The 22,105-nt window shown below is 75.5% G+C and carries 16 protein-coding genes; 10 read left to right on the forward strand and 6 right to left on the reverse strand.

The annotated features are described in order from the left end of the window. Nucleotides 1-155: 155 nt before the first annotated feature. The 3 genes from OH807_RS38965 to OH807_RS38975 all read left to right on the forward strand — a co-directional run bounded on the left by OH807_RS38965 (nt 156) and on the right by OH807_RS38975 (nt 3,854). Complete coding sequence (locus OH807_RS38965; protein ID WP_406209486.1) at nt 156-905, forward strand: ABC transporter ATP-binding protein; 750 nt, start codon at nt 156-158, stop codon at nt 903-905. After that, a complete protein-coding gene (locus OH807_RS38970) occupies nt 899-3,355 on the forward strand; it encodes an FtsX-like permease family protein (RefSeq protein WP_406209488.1) in 2,457 nt (818 codons plus the stop codon). Before OH807_RS38965 ends, OH807_RS38970 begins: the two co-directional genes overlap by 7 nt. 223 nt (nt 3,356-3,578) lie before the next feature. After that, the gene (locus OH807_RS38975) at nt 3,579-3,854 is read left to right on the forward strand and encodes a hypothetical protein (protein WP_406209491.1); all 276 of its coding nucleotides are present in this window, start codon (nt 3,579-3,581) and stop codon (nt 3,852-3,854) included. Between the two features lie 214 nt (nt 3,855-4,068). Here OH807_RS38975 and OH807_RS38980 read toward each other — a convergent pair whose 3' ends face one another. Continuing rightward, nucleotides 4,069-4,776: an ABC transporter ATP-binding protein gene (locus OH807_RS38980; RefSeq protein ID WP_406209493.1), complete on the reverse strand. Its 708-nt coding sequence runs from the start codon at nt 4,774-4,776 to the stop codon at nt 4,069-4,071. A gap of 343 nt (nt 4,777-5,119) precedes the next feature. Between OH807_RS38980 and OH807_RS38985 the strand changes: the two genes are divergently transcribed. The 4 genes from OH807_RS38985 to OH807_RS39000 all read left to right on the forward strand — a co-directional run bounded on the left by OH807_RS38985 (nt 5,120) and on the right by OH807_RS39000 (nt 13,290). Continuing rightward, complete coding sequence (locus OH807_RS38985) at nt 5,120-8,488, forward strand: FtsX-like permease family protein (RefSeq protein ID WP_406209496.1); 3,369 nt, start codon at nt 5,120-5,122, stop codon at nt 8,486-8,488. After that, entirely contained in the window at nt 8,485-11,397 is a 2,913-nt protein-coding gene (locus OH807_RS38990) for a hypothetical protein (RefSeq protein ID WP_406209499.1), read from the forward strand. The genes OH807_RS38985 and OH807_RS38990 overlap by 4 nt, the downstream gene beginning before the upstream one ends. A gap of 145 nt (nt 11,398-11,542) precedes the next feature. Continuing rightward, nucleotides 11,543-12,574, forward strand: a complete 1,032-nt coding sequence (locus OH807_RS38995; protein ID WP_406209502.1) for an ABC transporter ATP-binding protein — start codon at nt 11,543-11,545, stop codon at nt 12,572-12,574. 140 nt (nt 12,575-12,714) lie between these two features. Further along, nucleotides 12,715-13,290 carry a helix-turn-helix domain-containing protein gene (locus OH807_RS39000; protein ID WP_406209505.1) on the forward strand — a complete coding sequence of 192 codons (576 nt, stop codon included), beginning with the start codon at nt 12,715-12,717 and terminating at the stop codon, nt 13,288-13,290. A gap of 115 nt (nt 13,291-13,405) precedes the next feature. Here OH807_RS39000 and OH807_RS39005 read toward each other — a convergent pair whose 3' ends face one another. The 3 genes from OH807_RS39005 to OH807_RS39015 all read right to left on the reverse strand — a co-directional run bounded on the left by OH807_RS39005 (nt 13,406) and on the right by OH807_RS39015 (nt 15,672). Beyond that, entirely contained in the window at nt 13,406-14,311 is a 906-nt protein-coding gene (locus OH807_RS39005; RefSeq protein ID WP_406209508.1) for a dihydrodipicolinate synthase family protein, read from the reverse strand. A gap of 1 nt (nt 14,312) precedes the next feature. Beyond that, entirely contained in the window at nt 14,313-15,176 is an 864-nt protein-coding gene (locus OH807_RS39010; protein ID WP_406209510.1) for an aldolase, read from the reverse strand. A 265-nt stretch (nt 15,177-15,441) separates the two neighbouring features. Continuing rightward, complete coding sequence (locus OH807_RS39015; protein WP_406209513.1) at nt 15,442-15,672, reverse strand: hypothetical protein; 231 nt, start codon at nt 15,670-15,672, stop codon at nt 15,442-15,444. 442 nt (nt 15,673-16,114) lie between these two features. Between OH807_RS39015 and OH807_RS39020 the strand changes: the two genes are divergently transcribed. The 3 genes from OH807_RS39020 to OH807_RS39030 all read left to right on the forward strand — a co-directional run bounded on the left by OH807_RS39020 (nt 16,115) and on the right by OH807_RS39030 (nt 19,750). Next, on the forward strand, nt 16,115-16,726 hold the full coding sequence (locus tag OH807_RS39020; RefSeq protein WP_406209515.1) for an AAA family ATPase: 612 nt from the start codon (nt 16,115-16,117) through the stop codon (nt 16,724-16,726). Nucleotides 16,727-16,888: 162 nt separating this feature from the next. Continuing rightward, nucleotides 16,889-17,644, forward strand: coding sequence for a thioesterase II family protein (locus OH807_RS39025; protein ID WP_406209518.1), 756 nt, complete (start codon nt 16,889-16,891; stop codon nt 17,642-17,644). A 324-nt stretch (nt 17,645-17,968) separates the two neighbouring features. Beyond that, nucleotides 17,969-19,750 (forward strand): S8 family peptidase, encoded by a 1,782-nt coding sequence (locus OH807_RS39030; protein WP_406211421.1) that lies wholly within the window; start codon nt 17,969-17,971, stop codon nt 19,748-19,750. 149 nt (nt 19,751-19,899) lie between these two features. On the opposite strand, the gene OH807_RS39035 is transcribed toward OH807_RS39030, so the two are convergent. Next, nucleotides 19,900-20,901, reverse strand: coding sequence for a TolB family protein (locus tag OH807_RS39035; RefSeq protein WP_406209521.1), 1,002 nt, complete (start codon nt 20,899-20,901; stop codon nt 19,900-19,902). Then, the gene (locus tag OH807_RS39040; RefSeq protein ID WP_406211423.1) at nt 20,868-22,103 is read right to left on the reverse strand and encodes an MFS transporter; all 1,236 of its coding nucleotides are present in this window, start codon (nt 22,101-22,103) and stop codon (nt 20,868-20,870) included. The genes OH807_RS39035 and OH807_RS39040 overlap by 34 nt, the downstream gene beginning before the upstream one ends. Between the last annotated feature and the right edge of the window lie 2 nt (nt 22,104-22,105).

Below are 22,105 nucleotides of genomic sequence, written 5' to 3' on the forward strand. Positions count from 1 at the left end.
CAGTCCGGAGGCGTGGATGCCACGAACGGCCCTAGCGTCGGTGCGGCGGGTGGACGTGCCCCGCCCGATGCCCCTAGGGAAAAGGCGAGCGAGTGTTCCGGAACAAGGCTCTACCGGCACGGGCTTCGAGCCCGGCCTTCGTCGGTGCGGAGGGGGTGGGCGACATTGTCCGCCTGATCGACGTGCACAAGACGTACGGCCGTGGCGACAGCCGGGTGCAGGTGCTCGACGGGGTGGACGTCGACTTCGAGGTGGGCACCTTCACCGCCATCATGGGCCCCTCGGGTTCGGGAAAGTCGACGCTGCTGCAGTGTGCGGCGGGCCTCGACCGGGTCGACGCGGGCCAGGTCCTGCTCGACGGCGCGCCGCTGCACGAGCTCTCCGAGCGCGCCCTGACCGAGCTGCGCCGCGAGCACATGGGCTTCGTCTTCCAGTCCTTCAACCTGATCCCGGCGCTGACGGCCCGACGGAACGTCGAGCTGCCAATGCAGTTGGCCGGGCGCTCGATCGACCCGGTGGTGATCGACCGGGGGCTGGCCGAGGTCGGCCTCACCGAGCGTGGCGGGCACCGGCCCGCCGAGCTCTCGGGCGGTCAGCAGCAGCGGGTCGCCATCGCGCGTGCGCTGGTGACCAGGCCCAAGGTGATCTTCGCGGACGAGCCGACCGGCGCGCTGGACTCGCGTACCGCGCGGGAGGTCCTGGCGCTGCTGCGCGGTGTCGTCGAGGAGCACGGGCAGACGGTGATCATGGTCACGCACGACCCGGTGGCCGCCTCGTACTCGCAGCGGGTGGTCTTCCTCGCCGACGGCAGAGTGACCGGCGAGCTGTTCGAGCCGACGGCCGGGACCGTGGCCCTGCGGATGGCCGAGCTGGAGCCCGGCAGGAGCGGGACGAACCCGTGCTGAAGATCGCCGTAGCGACCCTGCGCCACCGTTTGACGGGTTTCGTGGGCGCCTTTCTCGCCCTCGCGCTCGGCACGACGATGATCGGCATGATGACGCTGACCCTGGCGGCCACCTTCGGCACGCCGCACCCGGGGCCGCAGCGGTTCAAGGAAGCCCAGGCCGTGGTCGCGCCGCAGGGCTTCGAGGGGCGCCCGATGAAGGCCCCGGCGGTGTTGCCGGCCGAGGTCGTGACGAAGGTGACCGCGGCGGGCAGGGCCACACCCGACCGCAGCTTCCCGGTACGGCTGAACCCCGGCTCCGCGGGGACGACCGGCCATCCCTGGTCCTCGGCCGCCTTCGCGGGCTACCGTCTGGTGGCCGGGCGCGCGCCGCAGGCCCCGGACGAGATCGCCGTCGGCGGCGGCGACCAGGCGCTGATCGGGCGTCAGGCCCACGCGGTCACCCCCGACGGCGCCGGTCGCTACCGGGTCGTGGGGGTCACCGACGCGCTCTGGTTCGAGAGCGCGGTGTTCTTCAGCGATGCCGAGGCCGAGCGGCTGTCCCCCGGCGTCAACGCTCTGGTCACCGACCGGAGCACGAAGCAGCTGTCCGCCCTCGTGGGCGGCCGAGCCGCGGTCCTCGGCGGCGACGACCTGACCCGGCTCGACGCCGACTCCACCGGCGGCGCCCAGGCACTGGCCAACGCCCAGGCAATGGCGGGCAGCACGATCGGACTGGCGGTGTTCGTCGCGGTGTTCGTCGTCATCGCGACCTTCGCCTTCGCCACCGAGCAGCGCCGCCGTGAACTGGCGTTGATGCGGCTGGTGGGTGCCGCGCCCCGGCAGGTGCGGCGCATGGTTCTCGGCGAGGCGCTGCTGATCGGCCTGGCGGCGGCGGTCGCCGGCTGCATCCTCGCCCCGCTGGGCACCGTGCCGCTGCGCTCCTGGATGCTGGAGCACAACGTGGCCCCGGCGTGGTTCACCATCCCCTTCAACCCCCTGCCGCTGCTGGTCTCCTTCGTCATCGGCGTGGCCGCGGCGCTGGCCGGCTCGGCCGCCACCCTGGTCCGGGTCTCGCTGATCCGGCCGATCGAGGTCCTGCGCGAGAGCGCGGTGGAACGCCGCGGGATGACGCCGATCCGCTGGCTGCTGGGGATCGGGATGCTGATCGGCGCCGTCGTCGCGGGGGCGGTCATCGCCCGGACCGAGCCGTACCTGGCGGCCAGCGCCCGCAAGTTCGAGGTGGTCCCGCTCCTCTACGTCGGCGCGGTCACACTGCTGGCGCCGATCCTGCTGCGGCCGGTCACCCGGCTGCTGATCGGGCCGCTGCGCGGCTCGGCCAAGGCCGGTCCGTTGCTGGTGCGCGAGAACATCCTCACCTCCCGGCGGCGTACGGCCGCCACGGCGGCGCCGATCGTGGTGGCCGTCGGGCTGGTCGCCACCCTGCTGACGATGCAGGAGTCCGGTGACGCCGTGGTGCTCGCCCGCCAGCAGCAGGAGATCCACGCGGCCGACGTGGTGGTGCCCGGCGGTGCCGGGATCGACGCGCGGACGCTGGAGAAGCTGGCGGCCGTGCCCGGGGTCCGGGTTACCCCGGTCACCTCGATGAACATCCGGATCGGCACCGCGAACGGCGAGCAGATCGACTCGCTGAGCACGAATGCGGTGCCCGCCTCCGCGCTGGGCACGACCGTCACGCCGCCCGTGCTCTCCGGCTCGCTCACCTCTCCGGCCGACAACTTCCTGGTCATCGACGAGCACGCGGCCCAGTCCGACGGCCTCTCGGTCGGGGACCAGGTGGTCACCCTGCTGCCGACCGGCGCGCGGGTCCCGACCGTCATCGCGGCCGTCGTCGCACGCGGCCTGAACGGCGACGACACCTACCTGTCCGCGTCACTGACCGGCGCGGTGATGCCCAGCAGGGTCTACCTCGACTCCCGGGCGGGCACGGGCCGGCCGCTCGACGAGCAGCAGACGGCCGCGGTGAACCAGGCGCTGGCCGGCTCCGGCGCACACGTCGAGAGCTACGAAGCCTACCTGCAGGCCCAACGCGCTGACGTCGCCGAGCAGACGGACAACGCCGCAGTGATCATCCTGGGGATCGCGCTGGCCTACGCGCTGATCGCCGTCGCCAATACCCTGATCATGGCGATGGCCGGGCGGCGGAGAGAGTTCGCCCTGCTCGGGCTGGCCGGCGCGGTACGCAGCCAGATCGTGAAGGTGGCCGCGGCCGAGTCGGCCGTGGCGGTGGTCGTCGGCACCGTGCTCGCCGCCGTGGCGACCGGCCTCGCCGCGGTGACCCAGCACGTCTCGCTGAGCAAACTCGTGACCGGCGCGCCGACGGTGATCCCATGGACCCGGATCGGGGGGACCATCGCGCTCTGCGCCCTCGTCACCCTGGTCACCGCGTCGGCAGCGACCGGACGGGCAACCCGCCGACGGGCGATCGAAGTCGCAGGCATCCGCGAATAGGACAACGACTCGCCGTTGTCGGGGGAACACCCTCGGGGACGATCAAGGCGACGGGAAGAAATCGCCGGACCGTCGGTACGGGCGGATTCGCCCGCGGGATTGTCCGGAAGTGCGCGCCGGATTTTCCGGTCCGCCGCCCGGGCTCCTTGCGGTAGGTGATCCGCACCGGTGCCCGGGCGCGGCCCGGGATGCGGGGGCTGCCGGTGGGGCGCAGGGTCGAGGTATGAGCGGAGTGGTCGTGCTGGTCGAGCTGGAGTCGTCCACGGAGGTGCTGGACGCGGGCGAGGTGGACGTGGGTGCCCGGATCCGGTGGGTGCACGCGGCGCCGGCCGACCCGGACGTGCCGGAGGATCCGGGGCCGGTCACGTTCTGCGGGCTCGACACCTCCGTCCTCGACCGGGAGCCCTACCGGCCGGCCGGGCCCGGGGCGCCCTGGTACCCGCCGTCGCAGCGCACCCGGCGGTGCCGGGAGTGCGACGCCGCGCTCAAGGCGCTCTGAGCCGCACGCGCCGCACGCCGCCCGGTACGCCCCGCACGCCCTGCCTTCAGGGGCGGGGGGTACGGGGCGCGGAGGCGGTCGGGCGTGGCCGCCGGGGCGCGCCCGCCCTGCCTGATCGGGCAGACCTGGCGGGACCGGAGTCGGGATCGGGGCCGGGACCGGGGCCGGGACTCGGGCGCGGCGTGCGGGGCCCGTGGACCGGGCCCCGGTCGGGTCAGTTCTGCTCGACCAGCCGGCCGTCGCGGAGCTCGATCACCCGGTCGGCCAGCTCCATCAGGGTCGGGTCGTGGGTGGCGACCAGGGCGGTGACGCCCTCGCTGCGGACCACGGCCCGCAGCAGCTGCATGATCGAACGGCCGGTCTCGGAGTCGAGCTGGCCGGTGGGCTCGTCGGCGATGATCAGGTCCGGCTGGTTGGCGAGGGCGCGGGCGATGGCCACGCGCTGCTGCTGCCCGCCGGAGAGCTCGCCGGGCCGCTGGTTGGCGTGGTCGGTGAGCCCGACCAGGGCGAGCAGCGTGCGGGCGCGCTCCTCGCGTTCGGCGGGGGCCACCTTGCGCAGCCGCATCGGCACGCCGACGTTCTCGGCGGCCGTGAGGACCGGGATGAGGCCGAAGGACTGGAACACGAAGCCGATCCGGTCGCGGCGCATCGCCAGCCGACCGTCCTCGTCCAGGCCCGCCAGGTCGGTGCCGTCCAGGGAGATCGCGCCGTCGGTCGGCGTGTCGAGGCCGCCGACGAGGTTGAGCAGCGTGGTCTTGCCGGAGCCGGACCGGCCCTTGAGCGCGGTGAGTTCGCCCCGGCCGAGCGAGAACGAGATGCCGCGCAGCGCGTGCACCTCGCGTTCGCCGGTGCCGAAACTGCGCCGAAGATCGGTGACGGCCACCATGGGAGCGGTGACGGTGCCGGCCGGTTGCTGGGTCATACGGCGTCCCCCTGGGTGTTCTTCGAGCGGTTCCCGGTCGCGCGGTGACATGCTCTTAATGAGGTGTTCATGGCAAATTCGGCGGCGGATCGGCGGGGGTGGATCGGAGAGATTCACCGACGCACCGCCAATGCCGAACCAATGCCGAGAATTTGCTCACTAGTTACATGATTCGCGCAAGTCCCTTCCGTTCAGGGAGCGGATCTGACAGCATCGTCCGCTATCCGGTGATCAATCGCCGGCGATCACCGTGGCGATACGCGACAGGCGTCCATCCCGTGGCACAGATGTGCCCAGGCGGGGGAGAGCTGCGGGACCGACACCCAACTGGGGGAGGAACGGGATGCTCGGCTTTGTCGTGCGCCGTGTGCGCGGGCGACTGCCGTTGGCTGCCGCGGTCCTGCTCACGGTGCTGATCACCACGGCGGTCCTCACGGCGCTCGTGGCGTTCAACCGCACGGTGGGCGAGGGCGGGCTGCGCCAGGCACTCCAGGGGCCGGCCCACGCGAGGACCACGGTGCTGGTCGGCGCCGACCACGGGTTCGACAAGCGGGCCAAGGACGATGCGGCCGTGGCAGCTTACGCCGGACAGCTCTTCGGCGACCTGCCGGTGCGCACCGAGGCCCTCGCCCGGAGCCGCTCCTACGGGCTCCCCGGCGCCGCCGCGCAACCACCGGCCGCCGCCCCGGCCGCGCCTGCCTCCCCGGCCGCGACGGCCGGGCCCACCGCCGCGCCCTCCGCGGCAGCCACGCCGGCGGGCTCCCCGGCCGGCGCCCGGCCGGACCAGGCCCCCGGGCGGGGCGCCGACCTCACCGTGCTCGCCGCGCTCGACCACGACCGCGTCACCCTGCTCGCCGGCGGCTGGCCCGCCGCGGCCGCCGCCACCGGCCAGGGCCCGGTGGAGGCCGCCGTCCCGCAGGCCGCGCTGACCAGGATCGGCCTGACCGCTGCGGCGCTGCCCGCCGAAGTCCGGCTGGAGGACCGCTACGACGGCTCCCCGCTCGTCGTCCGGATCACGGGCGTCTACCGCGCCGCCGACCCCGGCGACCGGTACTGGTCGCTGGACCCGGTCGGCGGCCGCGAGGTCCAGGTCGGCGGCTTCACCACCTACGGGCCGCTGCTCGTCGACGACAGCGTCTTCACCGCTGCCCGGCTGCCGCAGAACGGCCGCAGCTGGCTGATCGGCGCGGACTTCGCCGGCATCGACGCGGCCCGGGCCGCGGCCGTCCGGGACCGCACCGAGAGCCTCGGTGCGGACCTCGGAAAGGCCACCGGCCTCCAGGTCAGGACCGAACTCCGCGACGTGCTCCGCGAGTTGGACTCCAGTGCGCTGGTCTCCCGCTCCACCCTGCTGATCGGCGCCCTCCAGCTCACCGTCCTGGCCGCCGCGGTCCTGCTGCTGGTGGTCCACCTGATGACCGCCCGGCAGGAGAACGAGAACACGCTGCTGGCCGCGCGCGGCGCCTCCGGCCTGCGGCTCGGCGCCCTCACCGCCGCCGAATCGCTGCTGCTGGCCCTCCCCGCCGCGCTGCTCGCCCCGCTGCTCACCCCGCTCCTGCTGGGCGCGCTGGTCGGGTACGGGCCGCTCGCCCGGGTGCCGCTGGACACCGGCCTGGACTGGCGGCTCTGGCCCGTCGCGGCCGTCTGCGCCCTCGCCTGCGTCGTGCTCACCACCGCCCCCGCCGTGCTGCGCGGCGCCGCGACCGCCGCACTGCGCCGGGCCGGCCGGCGCCAGGCCGTCGTCGCCGGTGCGGTGCGCTCCGGCGCCGACCTCGCCGTGGTCGGCCTCGCCGTCCTCGCCTACTACCAACTGTCCCAGTACAAGGGCGGGTTGTCCGTGGACGCGGACGGCCGGCTCGGCCTCGACCCGGTGCTGATCGCCGCCCCCACGCTGGCCCTCGGCGCCGGCACCCTGCTGGTGCTGCGCCTGCTCCCGCTGGCCGCCCGCGCCGGCGGACGGCTGGCCGCCCGGGGCAGCGGGCTCGTCCCCGCCCTGGCCGGCTGGCAGTTGGCCCGCCGCCCCGGCCGGGCCGCGGGGCCCGTCCTGCTGCTGGTGCTCGCGGTCTCCACCGGGGTGCTGGCGCTCGGTCAGCACGCCACCTGGTCCTCGTCCCAGCGCGACCAGGCCGACTTCGCCACCGCCGGCGGCCTGCGGATCTCCGGCTCACCGCTGGCCCCGCTGGGCCAGGGCGGCAGGTACGCCGAACTGCCCGGCGGCGACCGGCTGATACCCGTCGCCCGCCAGACGAACACGCTGCCGGACGGCGGCACCGGACAGGTGATCGCCCTCGACGCCGCCGGCTTCGCCGACCGGGTGCCCGTCCGCTCCGACCTGCTCGACGGGCAGGACCGCCGGGCCCTGTTCGCACCGCTCGCCCAGCCCGTGCCCGGGAACACCCCCACCGGGCTGCCGCTGCCCGGCCACCCCCAGCGGATCGACGTCGACCTCACCGTCACCCAGGTGCGGCCGGCGGACGAGCACCCCGAGGCGTGGCTGCTGCTGCGCGACCGGTTCGGCAGCACCTTCCGTGCCCCGCTGACCGGCGTGCCCGTCCGCGGCGACGGCGTCGCCACCGCCGACCTCGCCGCGCTCACCGGCGCCCCGGTCGGGTCCGCCGCCGCACCGCTCACCGTGGCGGGCCTGGTGGTCGTCCACGGCTGGCCGGACCGTGTGGCGTCCGGCGCCGCCCCGCTGACGGGTGGGCTGACCGTCCGCAGGATCTCCGCCGCCGCGACCGCCGGCGGACCGGCCGTCACCGTCCCCGCCCCCGCGGGCCTCGGCTGGACGGCGCTCCCCGGCGAGGGCGGCTCGCCCGCCGGCACCGTCGCGCCCCCGGCCGCCGGCGAGCAGAACCTGCTGAGCCTGGACTACCGGCCCGGGCCCGGCGGACCACAGGCGGTCGTCGTCCCCACTGGCGCCCCGCTGCCCAAGAGCCTCTCCGGGGTGGCCACCCACGGCTACCTGACCGCGGTCGGGGCCGCCGTCGGCGACACCGTCCGGGTGCCGTTCGCCGGCGTCACCCTGGAGGTCAAGGTGACCGGCGCCGTCGCGTCGCTGCCCGTCGTCGGCGACAAGGCGATCCTCCTCGACCTGCCCACCCTCGGCCGGCTGCTCGTGGCCGGCGGCCTCCAGACGCCGCCGCCCGGGGAGTGGTGGCTGCCCGCCGCCCGACCGGACGACCCGCTGCCCGCCGCGGCCGCCGCCAAGCTGCGGGCCGAACCCGGCGGACAGGACGTGCTCCTCAACGACGAGGTGGCCGACGGCCTGCTCGCCGACCCGCTCAGTGCCGCTCCGCAGAGCGCCCTCGCCGCTATCGCCCTGGTCAGCACCGTCCTCGCGGCGATCGGGTTCGCCGCCGCCTCGGCGGCCTCCGCCCGGGAGCGGGCCGGCGAGTTCACCGTGCTGCTCGCCCTCGGCACCCCGCGGCGCTGGCTGGTACGGACGACCGCCGCCGAGCAGGCCGTGCTGGTCGGCCTCGGCAGTGCCGTCGGCATCGGGCTGGGCACCCTGATCGTCCACCTGGTCGTCCCGCTCGTCGTGCTCACCCCGGCCGCCCGGCGGCCGGTGCCCGAAGCGCTCGTCGGGCTGCCGCTCGGCTGGGCCGCCCTGCTGACGGCCGCCATCACCGCCGTCGCCCTGCTGTCGGCCTTCCTGACCGGCCGCAGCCGCCGAGACGTGGCCGCCCGGCTGCGGCACGTGGAGGAGATGTGACCGCCCCGACCGACGCCGGTACCGACACCGGCACGCCCCGCCCCGCGGCCGGCGCAGCGGACGACAGGCACCGCCCCGCCCCCTGGGTGCGCACCCGGCTGCGTTCGGCGCCGCTCGCCGCACTCCTCACCGCGGCGCTCGCCTTCGGCACCGTCCTGCTGGCCGCCGCGTTCCCCCGGGCCGTCGACCGGGGGACGGACGCCGCGCTGCGCCAGTTCCTGGACGGTCGCGGGCCGGTCTCGACCAGCCTGGTCGCCACGGCGCGCAGCCGCTACGACGTGACCGACCTCGACCGGGTGGCGACGAAGCTCGCCGCCCACCCGAACGAGACGTTCCGGTACAAGAGCGACGCCATGGTGTACGGCACCCGCTCGGACGGCGTCCGGACCCTGCTGAACACCGGACTCGCCCGGCCCGACGAAGTCCCGCCCACGGCCGGCCTGCTCTACCTGCACGACATCACCGGCCACGCGACCCTGGCGGCCGGCACCTGGCCCGTCCCCGGCGCCGCCACCGAGCCGGTCGCCGTCGCGCTCAGCACGACCGCCGCCGACGCCATCGGCATCCACCTCGGTGACGTCCTCGACGCCGGGCGGGACGTCTCCGCCGGCCCGATCGGGGCCCGCGTGGTCGGCCTCTACACCGCCAACGACCTCGACGACCCGTACTGGGCCGGCCTGCCCTGCCCCGAGAAGGCCTGCCTGGAGGGCAGCGCGAAGCGCCACTGGAACACCTCCGGCATCGTCGACGCGGCCGACCGGGACCGGCTGGCCCTCTGGGGCGGCGCGAGCGACTTCTGGCGGCTGCCCGTCGACGTCGGCGCCCTGCGCGCCGACCGCCTGACCCGGAGCAGCTCCGAGATCGCCTCCCAGGTGGCCGGGCCGACCGGGGTCCGACTCGCCGCGCTCACCGGCCGCCAGGACCTCCGGATCAGCTCGGCCCTGCCGCAGCTGTTCGACCGGGCCGTGGCCCGGCAGGCCGCCGCCGCGCCGCTCGCCGCCATCGGACCGGCCGGGCTGGCCGGCGTCGCCGCGGTGGTGCTCTGCCTCGCCGCCGCCCTCACCACCGACCGGCGCGCGAGCGAGCTGAGGCTCCTCCAGGCCCGCGGCGGATCGCGCGGCGGGGTGCTGCTGCGCCTGCTCGGCGAGGGCGCGGTGACCGTCCTGCCGGCCGCCGCACTCGCGACCGCACTCGCGCTCCTGCTGCTGCCGACCCCGCGCTGGACGGCCGCCGTCCTCGCGGCCGCGGCCACCACGCTGCTCGCCCTGCTGGGCTTCCCGGTGCGCGCGCTGGTGTTCTGGTCCCGGCCGCGCGCCCGCGGCGGCCGGCGCCGGCTGGTCGGCGAACTGCTCGTGCTCGCCGCCACCGTGATGGCCGTCCTGGAGGTCCGGCGCCGCGGGGTCGTCCCGCCCGGGGACGGGCTGGACCCGATCCTGGTCGCGGCCCCCCTCCTGCTCGCCCTCACCGGCGGCCTGCTCCTCGCCCGGATCCAGCCCGCCCTGGTCGGTGCGCTCGCCCGGGTCACCGGCCGCGGCGCCGGACTGGTCGGCTTCCTCGGCCTGGCCCGCGCCGCCCGCGGCACCGGCGGCCGTCCGCGCCCCTCCGTGCTGCCGCTGCTCGCGCTGATGCTCGCCGTCACCACGGCCGGCTTCGGGGCCACCGTGCTGGACGCGGTGAGCGGGGCCCGGCTGTCCGCCACCCGCAGCACGATCGGCGGGGACGCGTCCGTCGCGACGCCGCCCGGTGTCACGCTGCCGCCGGCCTTCACCGCGGCCGCGGCCGCCCTGCCCGGGGTCCGGACGGGCACCGCGGTCTGGTGGGACAACGAGGTGTTCCTCCTCGGTACCGACAACGGCACCACCCGGGTCAGCGTGCTGGCCGTGGACCCGCAGGCCTACGCCGAGCTGTCCCGCACCGTCGGGCGCGGCCGGTTCGACCCGGACGTGCTCTCCGGGGGCACCGCGGACGTCGACACGCCGCTTCCCGCGCTGTTCAGCACCGAACTCGCCGCGAAGCTCGGTGCCGACCCGAGCCCCCGCCTGCGGATGGGAAACGGCTCGGAGCTGCCGGCCCGGTCGGCCGGCACGATCGACGGCACCCCGGCCCTGGAGATGTCCAGCCGGCGGTTCGTCATCGTGCCGGTGGGCCCCGCGGCCGCCCGCTTCCCCCGGATCGGCGAGCCCAACCTCTGGTTCGCCCTGGGCGACGTGGACGAGCGGAAGCTGAACGCGGTCGTCCGGGATACGGCGTCGGCCGGCCGGAGCGGTCCCGCCGGCCCCGCCGGCCCCGCGCCCGACGGCCCGACCACGACCGCGGCCCCCGCTGCGGCCCCCGCTGCGGCCCCCGCCGCGACGACTGCCGCCCCGGCCGCCCGGGCGCCCGCGGCCGGTACGCCCGGCGGCGCCGACAAGGCCCCGGCCGGCTACCTGGTGCGCACCAGCGCGGCCCAGGTCGCGGAGCTGGCCGACGACCCGCTCCAGCGCTCCGCCGGCCGGCTGTTCTGGGCCGCCGTGATCGGTGCCGCCGGCTTCGCCCTGCTCGCCGTCCTGCTCACGCTGCTGCGGGCAGCCCCGGAGCGCGTCGCCCTGCTGGCCCGGCTGCGCACCATGGGCCTGCGGCCCCGGCAGGGCCTGGCGCTGATCGTCACCGAGACCCTGCCGCAGACCCTGGTGGCCGCGGTCGGCGGCGGTCTGGTCGCGCTCGCCGCGGTCGTCCTGCTCGGACCGGCGATCGACCTCTCCGCCCTGGTCGGCGCCCCCGTCCGGACCGGCCTGGACCCGGCCGTCCTGCCGGTGCTGATCCAGGTGCTCGGCCTGGCCGCGCTGGTCTCCGCCGGGGTGCTCGCCGAGGCGCTGATCTCCGGCCGGCGGCAGATCACCACCGAACTGCGGGTGGGGGACCAGCGGTGACCACCACCCCCGCCGCCCACCCGGGCGGCCGAACAGCCGGTGCGAGCGGCGGCCGCGCCGCCCGCACCGGCGCCGGCCGGCCCCCCGGCCCACGACACCCCCGACCAGGAGCGCACCCAGGCGCAGCGGCGACAGGAGACCAGCGGTGAACGGCGTCCCCCAGAGTCAGACGACCCCGAGCCGGTCGACGCAGAGCCCGGGCGCAGGCCCGGCCCCCACCTTCCAGGAACTCCAGGAGAAGGCCCTCGCCGCCGCGACACCCAAGGCGTACGGCGAGGGCGCCGCGATCGTCTGCGACCGCCTGGTGCGCATCTTCAGCGCCGAGGGCATCGAGGTCCAGGCCCTCCAGGGGCTGGAGCTGACCATCCGGCAGGGCGACCTCGTGGCCCTGGTCGGTGCCTCCGGCAGCGGGAAGTCCACCCTGCTCACCATCCTGGCCGGGCTCGACGTGCCCACCGCCGGGACGGCCACGGTGGCCGGCCACGACCTGCTGGAGATGTCCAACCGGGAGCGGCTGCGCTACCGCCGCGAGGTGGTCGGCTTCATCTGGCAGCAGACCGCCCGGAACCTGCTGCCCTTCCTGACCGCCGCCGAGAACATCGCGCTGCCGATGCAACTGCGCGGCCGCCGCGCCCTGCCGGGCGGCTCGGCCTCCCGGACGAAGCAGCGGGCGGCCCGGGTGGCCGAGCTGCTGGAGGCGATGGACCTCGGGGACCTCGCGCACCGGCGGCCCGCCGAGATGTCCGGCGGCCAGCAGCAGCGCGTGGCCATCGCCGTCGCGATGGCCAACAACCCGCCGGTGCTGCTCGCCGACGAACCGACCGGCGAGCTCGACTCCGAGACCGGCGCGGGCATCTTCGAGGCCTTCCGCACCGTCAACCGGGAGCTCGGCGCGACCGTCGTCATCGTCACCCACGACCCGATGGTCGCGGGCGAGGTGCGCCGTACGGTCGCCATCCGGGACGGCCGGACCAGCAGTGAGGTGCTGCGCCGCACGGTGACCGACGAGTTCGGCGAGGAGTCCGTCAACGAGCGGGAGTACGTGATGCTGGACCGGACCGGCCGGGTGCAGCTGCCGGTGAAGTTCCTGGAGGCGCTGGGCATGGAGCACCGGGTCGCCGTGGACCTCGGCGCGGACCACATCGCCGTCCGGCCGGACGACGTCGCGGGGCACTGACCCGGGCCCCGGGCCGGGGGGGAGCGGAAGGGGATCGGCCGGGGATCGGCCGGGCGTCGCGGTGCCGGCCGGGCCGCGGGACTCCGCGGCCCGGGGCCGATGGGATACTGAACCGAACGTTCCGGGCCGAGGGGTGGCACATGAGCAGCCGAGTGAGGGTGCTGAGGAAGCAGAACCGGCTCAGCCTGGAGGCGCTGGCAGCCCAGGTCGGGGTGACCAAGAGCTACCTCTCCAAGGTCGAGCGGGGGCTCAGCGACCCCTCGATCTCGACCGCCCTCAAGCTGGCGCACGCGCTGAACGTGGATGTCAGCCGGCTCTTCTCGGACGAGGTCGAACCGGAGCTGATCACCGTGGTCCGCGCCGGCGAGCGCACACCGATGGCCACCGGGACGAACCCCGGCAGCCCCCACTACGAGGGCATCGCGACCGGCCTCAGCGGCAAGCAGATGGTGCCGTTCATGATGTACCCGCCGGCCGAGCTCGGCGATTCGCCGTTCAAGTCCCATACGGGCGAGGAGTTCTTCTTCGTCCACGCCGGGTCGGTGGAGCTGGAGTTCCCCGAGCGGACGGTCGGGCTCGGCCCGGGGGACACCGTCTACTTCAACTCGGCGCTGCCGCACCGCTGCCGGAGCACGGGCGCGGAGCCGGCCGCCGTCCTGGTGGTGATCCACGACGACCCGGCCGGGCCGTCCGACCGGGTGCCCACCCTGCCCTGACGCCCGCTGCCGCCCGCTGCCGCCCGCTGCCGCCCGCTGCCGCCCGCTGCCGCCCCGGCGGAGGCCGGGGCGGCAGCGGGCGGACGGTCGCCGGCCGGGAGGCCGGGCCCGGTGGTCAGGCGGGTACGGCGGAGCGGTCCAGCTCGGCGAGCAGGCCGGCCAGTTCCGCCGTCCGCTCCTCGTCCAGCGGCAGCAGCGGGTGGCGCGGCGCGCCGACGTCCAGGTCGCGCAGGGCCAGCCCGCCCTTGATCGTGGTCGGCAGCCCGCCGCGCAGGATGAACTGCAGGACGGGCAGCTGCCGCCGGAACACCTCGCGCGCGGTGTCCAGCTCGCCCGCCCGGACGGCCGCGTAGAGCTCCAGGACCGGTCCGGGGATCAGACAGGGGGCGGCGGTGCACCACCCGGCGGCGCCGGCCGCGAACGCCGCCAGCGCGAGCGGGTTGCTGCCGTTGTAGAACGGCAGCTCGCCGCCGGTGAGTTGGGCGAGCCGGTGCATCCGCTGCACGTCGCCGCTGCTCTCCTTGACCATGGTGATGTTCTCCACCCGCTCGACCAGCGAGACCATCAGCTCGGGCGAGAGGTCGATGCCGCTGGTGGCGGGGTTGTTGTAGATCATCACTGGGATCGAGACGGCACCGGCGACCTCGGTGAAGTGCCGGGTGATCTCCCGTTCGTCCAGCTTCCAGTAGGAGAGCGGCAGCACCATCACGGCGTCCGCACCCGCGCGTTCGGCGAACCGGGCGCGCCGGACGGCGTTGCGGGTGGTGAGGTCCGCGACGCCGACCACCGTCGGCACCCGGCCGGCCACCGCCCCGAGCGCCGTCTCGGCAGCGGTGCACCACTCCTGGTCGTCCAGGTAGGCGCTCTCGCCGGTGGAGCCGAGCGGGGCGACGGCGTGGCAGCCGGCTGTGACGAGGCGGTCGACCAGCGCGGCGAGCCGGGCGGTGTCCACGCCGCCGTCGGCGGGGGAGAACGGGGTGACGGGGTAGGCGATGATCCCGTGCAGGGTGGGAGCGGCCATCTCAGGCACCGCCTTCCGGGGCGAGGGGGCCGGGGCCGGCGAGGGGGTCGGGTCCGTGGCCGGGGCCGGGTCCGTCGGCAAGGGTGAGCGCGTCGCCGTGGCCGGCCCGGAGGGCGCGGCGGGCGTAGTAGGCGAAGGAGGCCTGACCGCGCTTGGGGGTGGAGATCCAGTCGTGCGCCTCGCGGGCGAGGAGCTCCGGGATCTCCTGGATGCGGCCGGCGGCGGAGGCCAGCAGTTGGAGCTCGGCGGCCCGTTCGACGAGGACGGCCAGGACGCAGGACTCCTCGACGGTGCCGGTGGCCACCAACTGGCCGTGGTGGGCGAGCAGGAGGGCCCGCTTGTCGCCCAGCGCGGCCGAGATGATCTCGCCCTCCTCGTTGCCGACGGGTATGCCGGGCCACTTCTCCAGGAACGCGCAGTCGTCGTACAGCGGGCAGAGGTCCATGTGGGAGACGATCAGCGGCGTCTCCAGCATGGACAGGGCCGAGACGTGCTTCGGGTGGGTATGGATGATGCAGTTGACGTCCGGGCGGGCGCGGTAGACCCAACTGTGGAAGCGGTTGGCCGGATTGGCCATGCCGTCGCCCTCCAGCACGTTGAGGTCCTCGTCCACCAGCAGCAGGTTGGCCTCGGTGATCTCGTCGAAGCCCAGGCCGAGCCGCTGGGTGTAGTAGGTGCCGGGCTGCTCGGCCCGGGCGGTGATCTGGCCGGCCAGGCCGGAGTCGTGGCCGGCGTCGAACAGGATCCGGCAGGTGAGCGCGAGCTTCTGACGGGTGGTCCAGTCGTTGTCGGGGATTGCGGAGCGCATGCTGCGGTGGGCGAGCTCCACCAGGTCCGCCTTGGAGGCGGTGAAGGTCTCTGCCATGGCCGTGGTTCTCCTCGGGTCGGGAACGCCGGGTGCGGTGACGGCGGGTGCGGGTGCGGGTGCAGCGGTGGCGCGGCGGGGTGCGGCGCACGGTGCGCGGCGGCGCCGGTGTCGGCCGCCGGGAAGCCGCCGGGGACACGTCGTTCACTTTAGGACACGATGTGTCCTGACGTCGAGGCCGGTCCGCGGACGGCCGACTTCGAACCGGCCTCGGACCGGCCGCAGGGTGGGGAGTGGGGCCGGGGAGTGCGGCCGCGGGCGGGGCTCAGTCCTCGCCGTTGGTGGGCCGGATGAGCCCGCTGCGCTCGGCGTCCTCCCGCACGCCGTCCCGCCGTCCGCCGCCGCTGCCGCCCGGGCCGTCGCCGCTGCCGTTGTCACTGTCGCCGTGGCCGCCGCGGTCCCCACGGGCGGCGGCGGTGCAGAGGGCGAAGACGAGCAGGGCGCTGGCCGCCACGGCGAGGATGCCGACGGCGGTCAGGATGCGGAGCCAGGTCACGGAAGGTGCCTCCGGAGGGACGCGGGGGAGGGGGCGAATGGCGTACCGCCGGTGATATCGGCAGCCTGGTCCGCCCGGTCGAGTGTCCACGGACGGACAGGTCGAGCATCCGCCGCGCAGTCGGGCGTGCGCGCGGGCGGTCGAGGCATCATCGGCGCGCGTCACGCGCCGCCGCGCGCCGCTCCGCCCCGGTCGTCGGCGCCCGGAGCCCCGCCCTTCTCCATCCGGCTCTCCGCCGATCCTGGACCTGACGAATCGTCACACGGCCCCCCGGTCCTGGAGCTTGCGGAGCGCTGCACCCGGCCACCGGGCCGCGTGCGGCGCCGGGGCGCCGGGGTTGTTATCGTTCCGGGTCGGGCAGAAGCGGGGACGAGTGAGCAGCATGAGCAGGCCGACCGGGCCGCGCGGGAAGACCGCGGTACGGCAGGAGGCACGGACAGCGATGGAGCCGCGAGGACTGGTCGATCTCCGGGGCGAGGGCGGGGAGTCGTTCACCGTCCACTACCCGGCGGACGCCGTCGTGGTCGTCTCCGGCCTGCCCGGCAGCGGCAAGAGCACCCTGCTGCGCCGCTGGTCGGCGCAGGCCGCCACCGTCGACCCGCGGGCCGTGCACGAGGCCTGCGCGGCGGTGATGCCCGCCGCCCTGCCGTACGCGGTCTACCGGCCGTGGGCCCGGCTGGAGCACGCCCGGCTGCTGCGCGCCTCGGTGCGCGGGGGCGGCCCGCTGCTGGTGCACGACTGCGGCAGCCGGGCCTGGATGCGCCGCTGGCTCGCGCGCTCGGCCGCGCGGCAGGGGCGCCGGCTCCACCTCGTGCTGCTGGACGTCGGCGCCGCCACCGCCCTCGCCGGGCAGCGCGAGCGCGGCCGGTGGGCCCCGAGCCGGGCCTTCGCCCGGCACCGCCGCGGCCTCGACCACCTGGTCGCGGCGCTCACCCGGCACGCCCGGGGCGCGGCCCCGACGCCCGTCCCGGAGGCGGCCTCCGTCCTCCTGCTCGACGGGGCCTCCCGCGGCCGCCCCGACGTCAGCTTCGGCCCGGTCCCGCCCGCCGGGTAGCCGCCGTGCCGCCGGTGCCGGGCCCCCGCCGTGCCGCCGGTGCCGCGCGTGTCCGGTGCGGCGGGTGTTCCCCGCGGCGGGGTGGCCTGGTGGGCCGGGGGGACGGGTGGGGACACTGGGAGCAGAGCACCACCTGACCCGTACGCAGAGAGGTTGTCCCGCATGGCCGGCAGCAACATCGTCACCGAGAGCGACTGGTTCCGTCGCTTCCACCCCATGGACGACGCGCCCTCCCGGCTCGTCTGCTTCCCGCACGCGGGTGGTTCGGCGAGCTACTTCCTCGACTGGTCGGCCGCGCTGTCGCCGTTTGCCGACGTGCTGGCCGTGCAGTACCCCGGGCGGCAGAACCGGTTCGGCGAGCCGGTGATCGAGTCCATCGGCGCGCTGGCCGACCGGATCCACGAGGCGCTGCTGCCCTGGGCCGACCGCCCGCTGACCTTCTTCGGCCACAGCATGGGCTCGGCCGTCTGCTTCGAGGTGGCCCGCCGGTTCGACCGTGACGGCACGGCCGGGCCGGTGCACCTGTTCGTCTCCGGCGGCCGCGCGCCGTCCCGGTTCCGGGACTCCGCCGTGCACCGGCTGCCCGACGACGAGCTGATCGACGAGATGGCGCGGCTCGGTGGCACCGACGCACGGGTGCTGGCCGATCCGGAGCTGCGGGCTCTCGTGCTGCCGGCGGTGCGCGGCGACTACACCGCGGTGGAGACGTACCGGTGCGAGCCGGGCACGGTCGTGTCGCAGCCGATCACCGCGCTGACCGGGGACGCGGACCCGCGGGCCTCGCTGGAGGAGGTCCGTGACTGGGCCGGTCACACGACCGCCGCGTTCGACCTGCGGGTCTTCCCGGGCGGGCACTTCTACCTGGCCGAGCAGCGCGCCGCCGTGCAGGAGGTGCTGATCGCCCAGCTGCGGGCCTGACGCCGATCGGTCCGGCGGTCCGGCGGTCCGGCGGTCCGGCGGCGGGGCCGCACGGACCGCCGGGCGGGCGGGTGGTGACGGGGGTTCGGGGCGGGGTGCGGCCAGGGGCGGGGCGGGGGCCGACCGGGCTGCGACATCAAATGTTGACACGGTTGTGACAAGTTTTGGTGCGTAAAGCCTTCCCCAAATGCACACCGTTCTGGCATGTTGCGTTCAATCCCCGTGCGAGCCCCTCACGCACGGGCCGATCGGAGGACGCACGTGTCACCCCTGATATCCCGGCGGCTCGCCCGCCCGGCCGCCGCTCTCGCCGCGCTCTCGGCGATGGCGCTCGCCACTCCCGCCGCGCTGGCCACCGCCGCCCCCGCAAGTACCGCTCCCACCACGGCCGGTGTCCCCGTGACCGCCGCCGCTCCCGCCGCTCCGGCCGGTGCCGGGGCCGTCCGGCCCGCCGCAGCCGGCTGGGCCGCCGGGACCCGCTCCTACCTGGTGATCAGCGCGCCCGCCGACGTCGCCGCCGCGAAGAGCGCCGTCGCCGCGAAGGGCGGCACGGTCTTCTCCAGCTACGACGCGATCGGCGTGATCGTCGCCCACTCCACCACGACCGGCTTCGCCGCCGCCCTGCGCGGCGTCGCCGGCATCCAGCAGGTCGGCGCGACCCGCACCTCCGACGTGCCGGCCGACGCGTACAGCCCGGCGCTGCCCGCCAACCCCGCCCAGGCGGCCACCACCCTCACTGAGTCCAACCGCTGGGACATGACCCAGATCAAGGCCGACCAGGCCTGGGCCGTGAGCACCGGCTCGCCCACCGTCAAGGTCGGCGTCCTCGACACCGGCGTCGACGACCAGCACCAGGACCTCGCACCGAACTTCGACGCCGCCGACTCCGTCTCCTGCGCCTACGGCAAGCCCGACGCGCGCAGCGGGGCCTGGCGCGACGTGGACACCCACGGCACCCACGTGGCCGGCACCATCGCGGCCGCCAAGAACGGCAAGGGCGTCATCGGCGTCGCACCGGGCGTGAAGATCGCCTCGGTCCGGATCGCCGAGCCGACCAGCACCCTCTTCTACGCCGAGAACACGGTGTGCGGCTTCGTCTGGGCCGGTGACCACGGCTTCAAGGTGACCAACAACAGCTACTACACCGACCCGTGGCAGTTCAACTGCCCGAACGACCTCGACCAGGCGGCCCTCATCGAGGGCGTCAAGCGCGCCCAGGAGTACGCCGAGGGCAAGGGCTCGCTGCAGGTCGCCGCGGCCGGCAACTCGAACTACGACCTGGCCAACAAGACCACCGACACGGCGAGCCCGAACGACTCGACCCCGGTCACCCGGACCATCAGCAACGCCTGCCTCGACATCCCGACCGAACTCCCGGGCGTGGTGACCGTCGCGGCCCTGGCCAGTGGCAGCGGCAAGGCCTCCTACTCCAACTTCGGCCGGGGCGTCATCGACGTCGCGGCGCCCGGCGGTGACGGCGCGACCGGCGTCTACTCCACCCTGCCCGGCGGCAAGTACGGGACGAAGAGCGGCACCTCGATGGCCTCCCCGCACGTCACCGGCGTGGCGGCGCTGATCGCCAGTGCCAACCCGACGTTCACCCCGGCCGACATCCGGGCCCGGCTGGCCACCCAGGCGAACGACCTGGCCTGCCCCGCCTCGGACAGCCGCTGCACCGGCACCACCGCCAACAACGGCTTCTTCGGCGAGGGCCAGGTCGACGCGCTCAAGGCGCTCGGCGGCACCACCACCCCGCCGGCCGGCAGCTACTTCGAGAACCCGGCCGACGTCGCGATCACCGACAACGCCACCGTGGAGAGCCCGATCACCGTCACGGGCGTGGCCGGCAACGCCCCCGCCACGCTCAAGGTCGGTGTCGACATCAAGCACACCTACCGCGGTGACCTGGTGATCTCACTCGTCGCCCCCAACGGCACGGTCTACCTCCTGGAGGACTTCGCGGACGGCGACAGCGCCGACGACGTCGTCAAGACCTACACCGTCAACGCCGCGGCGAGCGCGGCGAACGGCACCTGGAAGCTCCGGGTCAAGGACGGTGCCTCCGGCGACACCGGCACCGTGAACGCCTGGAACCTCACCTTCTGACGTTCACCGGGGCGTTCCCGCACCACCGACGGCCCCGCACCACCGACGGCCCCGCACCACCGACGGCCCCGTGCTCCGCCGCCTCCCCGGCGGCGGAGCACGGGGCCGTCACCGCTCGGCCCCGTCACCGCTCACCCCCGCCGGCCGGGTCAGCCCGGCGGGGCCGGCACGGCCACCGGGGACGAGCCGCCGGGCACCAGCAGCCGGGGCTCCCCGCTGCCGTCCGCCGGGACGGCCCAGACGTCGCTGCCCTTCCCGTCCCGCCCCGGCAGCGCGTAGCCGAGCGTCCCCCCGTCGAGCCAGGCGGCCTGGTCGTCCACGCTGCGCGACTCGGCCAGCGGGTGTTCGCGCAGCCCGTCGAGCTCCAGGACGTGGAGCCGCCAGGGCGCGTCCGGGTCGGCCGAGACCCTCTTCTTGAAGGCGATCCGGGTGCCGTCCGGCGAGAGCGAGGGGCACTCGACGTTCTCCCGCAGCGTCCGCGCCGACCACGCCCGGAGGTCGCCCTCGACCAGGTGGGTCCGGCCGCCGGTGGAGACGGTGGCGTAGAAGCGGTTGTCGTCGGCGGCGAAGGTGACGCCCCAGTAGTTGAGGTCGGCGGCGTGGTAGCGGGTGCCGTCGACGGTCAGCGGGATGGATTCGATCGACTTGACCAGGTAGCCGGTGCGCAGGTCCAGGACGGACGTCCGGGTGGAGAAGCCGCCGGCCGCGTAGGAGTCCCCCACGGCGAAGGCGGTCCAGGAGAGCAGCTGCCCGGAGGCGGACACCCGGGCCCGGTTCGGGATGCCGGGGACGGTCACCGCCTGGAGCTCGGTGAACCGCCGGTCGTACACCACCGCCCGGGTGCGGGCCGGGACGCCGGGCAGCGCCTGGAGGCAGAGCGCGCGGTCCCCCGCGGCGTAGAACCGCTCGCAGGACGGCCCGTCCGGGGGCCCCTGGCCGCGGGCGATCCGCCCGGTGGCGGTGTCCCGGTAGTAGAGCCCGGGCTCGTTCAGCGTGAACGAGCCCTCCGCCGCGACGAGTCGGTGCCCGCCGTCCCGGGCCCTGGCGTGCAGCACGTACCCGAGCGAACCGCCCAGCAGCACGAGGGCGGCGAGGACCAGCACCAGCGAACGCGCCTTCACGAGGCCTCCCGTCCCGGCAGGATCCGCCATGCGGCGGCGAGTGCGGCGGCGAGCGCGACCGCGGCCGCCACCAGGGCCGGGCGGGGGCCCCACCACGTCCAGGCCGCGCCGAAGCCGGCCGCGCCGACCAGCCGGGCCAGCGCCTGGCCGGTCTGCAGCACCGCGAGCCCGCCGGCCCGGCCGTCCACGGGCAGCACCGGTCCGGCGAGCGCCATCAGCACGCCGTCCGTCGCGGCGTAGAAGACGCCCAGGAGCGCCAGGACGAGCACGGCGGTCGGCCACCCCGGCGGTGCCACCAGGGTCAGGTAGGCGGCGAGCAGGGCGCCGTGCCCGCAGAGGAACGGGGTGCGTCGCCCGGTCCGGTCCGCGATCCGGCCCGCGGGCACGGCCAGCAGCAGGTAGCACGCCGCCGCGCCGAGCGGCAGCAACGGGAAGAGCAGCGCGGGCAGGTCCAGGCCGCGCTGGAGCAGCAGGTAGAGGAAGGAGTCGCCGACCGTCGCCGCGCCCAGCAGCGCGGCGGCCGTGACCACCCGTCGGAACACCGGGTCGGCGAGTGCCCTGCTCCGGCGCCGGGCCGGCTTCGGCACGACGGCCGGCACCGCCGCCCCGGACGGGACGAACAGGATCAGCAGCAGCACGCCGAGCAGCCCGACGGCGAAGCTGACCACGAACACCGCGTCGTACGCGTCGGCCGTCGCCCAGAGCACCGCGAACGCGACCAGTGGCCCGAGCAGTGCCCCCGTGGTGTCCATCGCCCGGTGCACGCCGAAGGCCCGGCCGAGCGCCTCCGGCGGTGCGCTGAGCGAGATCAGCGCGTCCCGGGGCGCCGTCCGGACGCCCTTGCCGAGCCGGTCGGCGGCCAGTGCGGCGGCGATCCCGCCGGCCGCCCCGCCGGCCAGCAGCAGCCCGAGCCGGGAGAGCGCCGAGAGCAGGTAGCCGGCCCCGGCGACGGTGCGGTGCCGGCCGCCGCCCCGGTCGGCGAGCCTGCCGCCGAGCAGGCGTACCAGGGCCGTGGCGCCGTTGAACAGCCCGTCGAGGAAGCCGAACTGAAGGGGCGAGAGGCCGAGCCCCAGGACCAGGTAGAGCGGTAGCACGGCGGTGACCATCTCCGAGGAGACGTCGGTGACCAGGCTGACCGCGCCGAGCGCGACGACCGTGCCGGGGACGCGCCGCCCCGCCCCGGTGGGGAGAGGCGGCGCGTCCGGACGGCGGCCGGTGGTGGCCAGGTACATCA

This window comes from Kitasatospora sp. NBC_01560 (assembly GCF_045208415.1).
Taxonomy (GTDB): Bacteria; Actinomycetota; Actinomycetes; order Streptomycetales; family Streptomycetaceae; genus Kitasatospora.

Coding starts and splice junctions, on each gene's coding strand:
- OH807_RS38975 (WP_406209491.1), top strand. CDS start 3,579: ATGAGCGGAGTGGTCGTGCTGGTCGAGCTGGAGTCGTCCACGGAGGTG.
- OH807_RS38980 (WP_406209493.1), bottom strand. CDS start 4,776: ATGACCCAGCAACCGGCCGGCACCGTCACCGCTCCCATGGTGGCCGTC.
- OH807_RS38985 (WP_406209496.1), top strand. CDS start 5,120: ATGCTCGGCTTTGTCGTGCGCCGTGTGCGCGGGCGACTGCCGTTGGCT.
- OH807_RS39000 (WP_406209505.1), top strand. CDS start 12,715: ATGAGCAGCCGAGTGAGGGTGCTGAGGAAGCAGAACCGGCTCAGCCTG.
- OH807_RS39005 (WP_406209508.1), bottom strand. CDS start 14,311: ATGGCCGCTCCCACCCTGCACGGGATCATCGCCTACCCCGTCACCCCG.
- OH807_RS39010 (WP_406209510.1), bottom strand. CDS start 15,176: ATGGCAGAGACCTTCACCGCCTCCAAGGCGGACCTGGTGGAGCTCGCC.
- OH807_RS39020 (WP_406209515.1), top strand. CDS start 16,115: ATGGAGCCGCGAGGACTGGTCGATCTCCGGGGCGAGGGCGGGGAGTCG.
- OH807_RS39025 (WP_406209518.1), top strand. CDS start 16,889: ATGGCCGGCAGCAACATCGTCACCGAGAGCGACTGGTTCCGTCGCTTC.
- OH807_RS39030 (WP_406211421.1), top strand. CDS start 17,969: ATGGCGCTCGCCACTCCCGCCGCGCTGGCCACCGCCGCCCCCGCAAGT.
- OH807_RS39035 (WP_406209521.1), bottom strand. CDS start 20,901: ATGGCGGATCCTGCCGGGACGGGAGGCCTCGTGAAGGCGCGTTCGCTG.
- OH807_RS39040 (WP_406211423.1), bottom strand. CDS start 22,103: ATGTACCTGGCCACCACCGGCCGCCGTCCGGACGCGCCGCCTCTCCCC.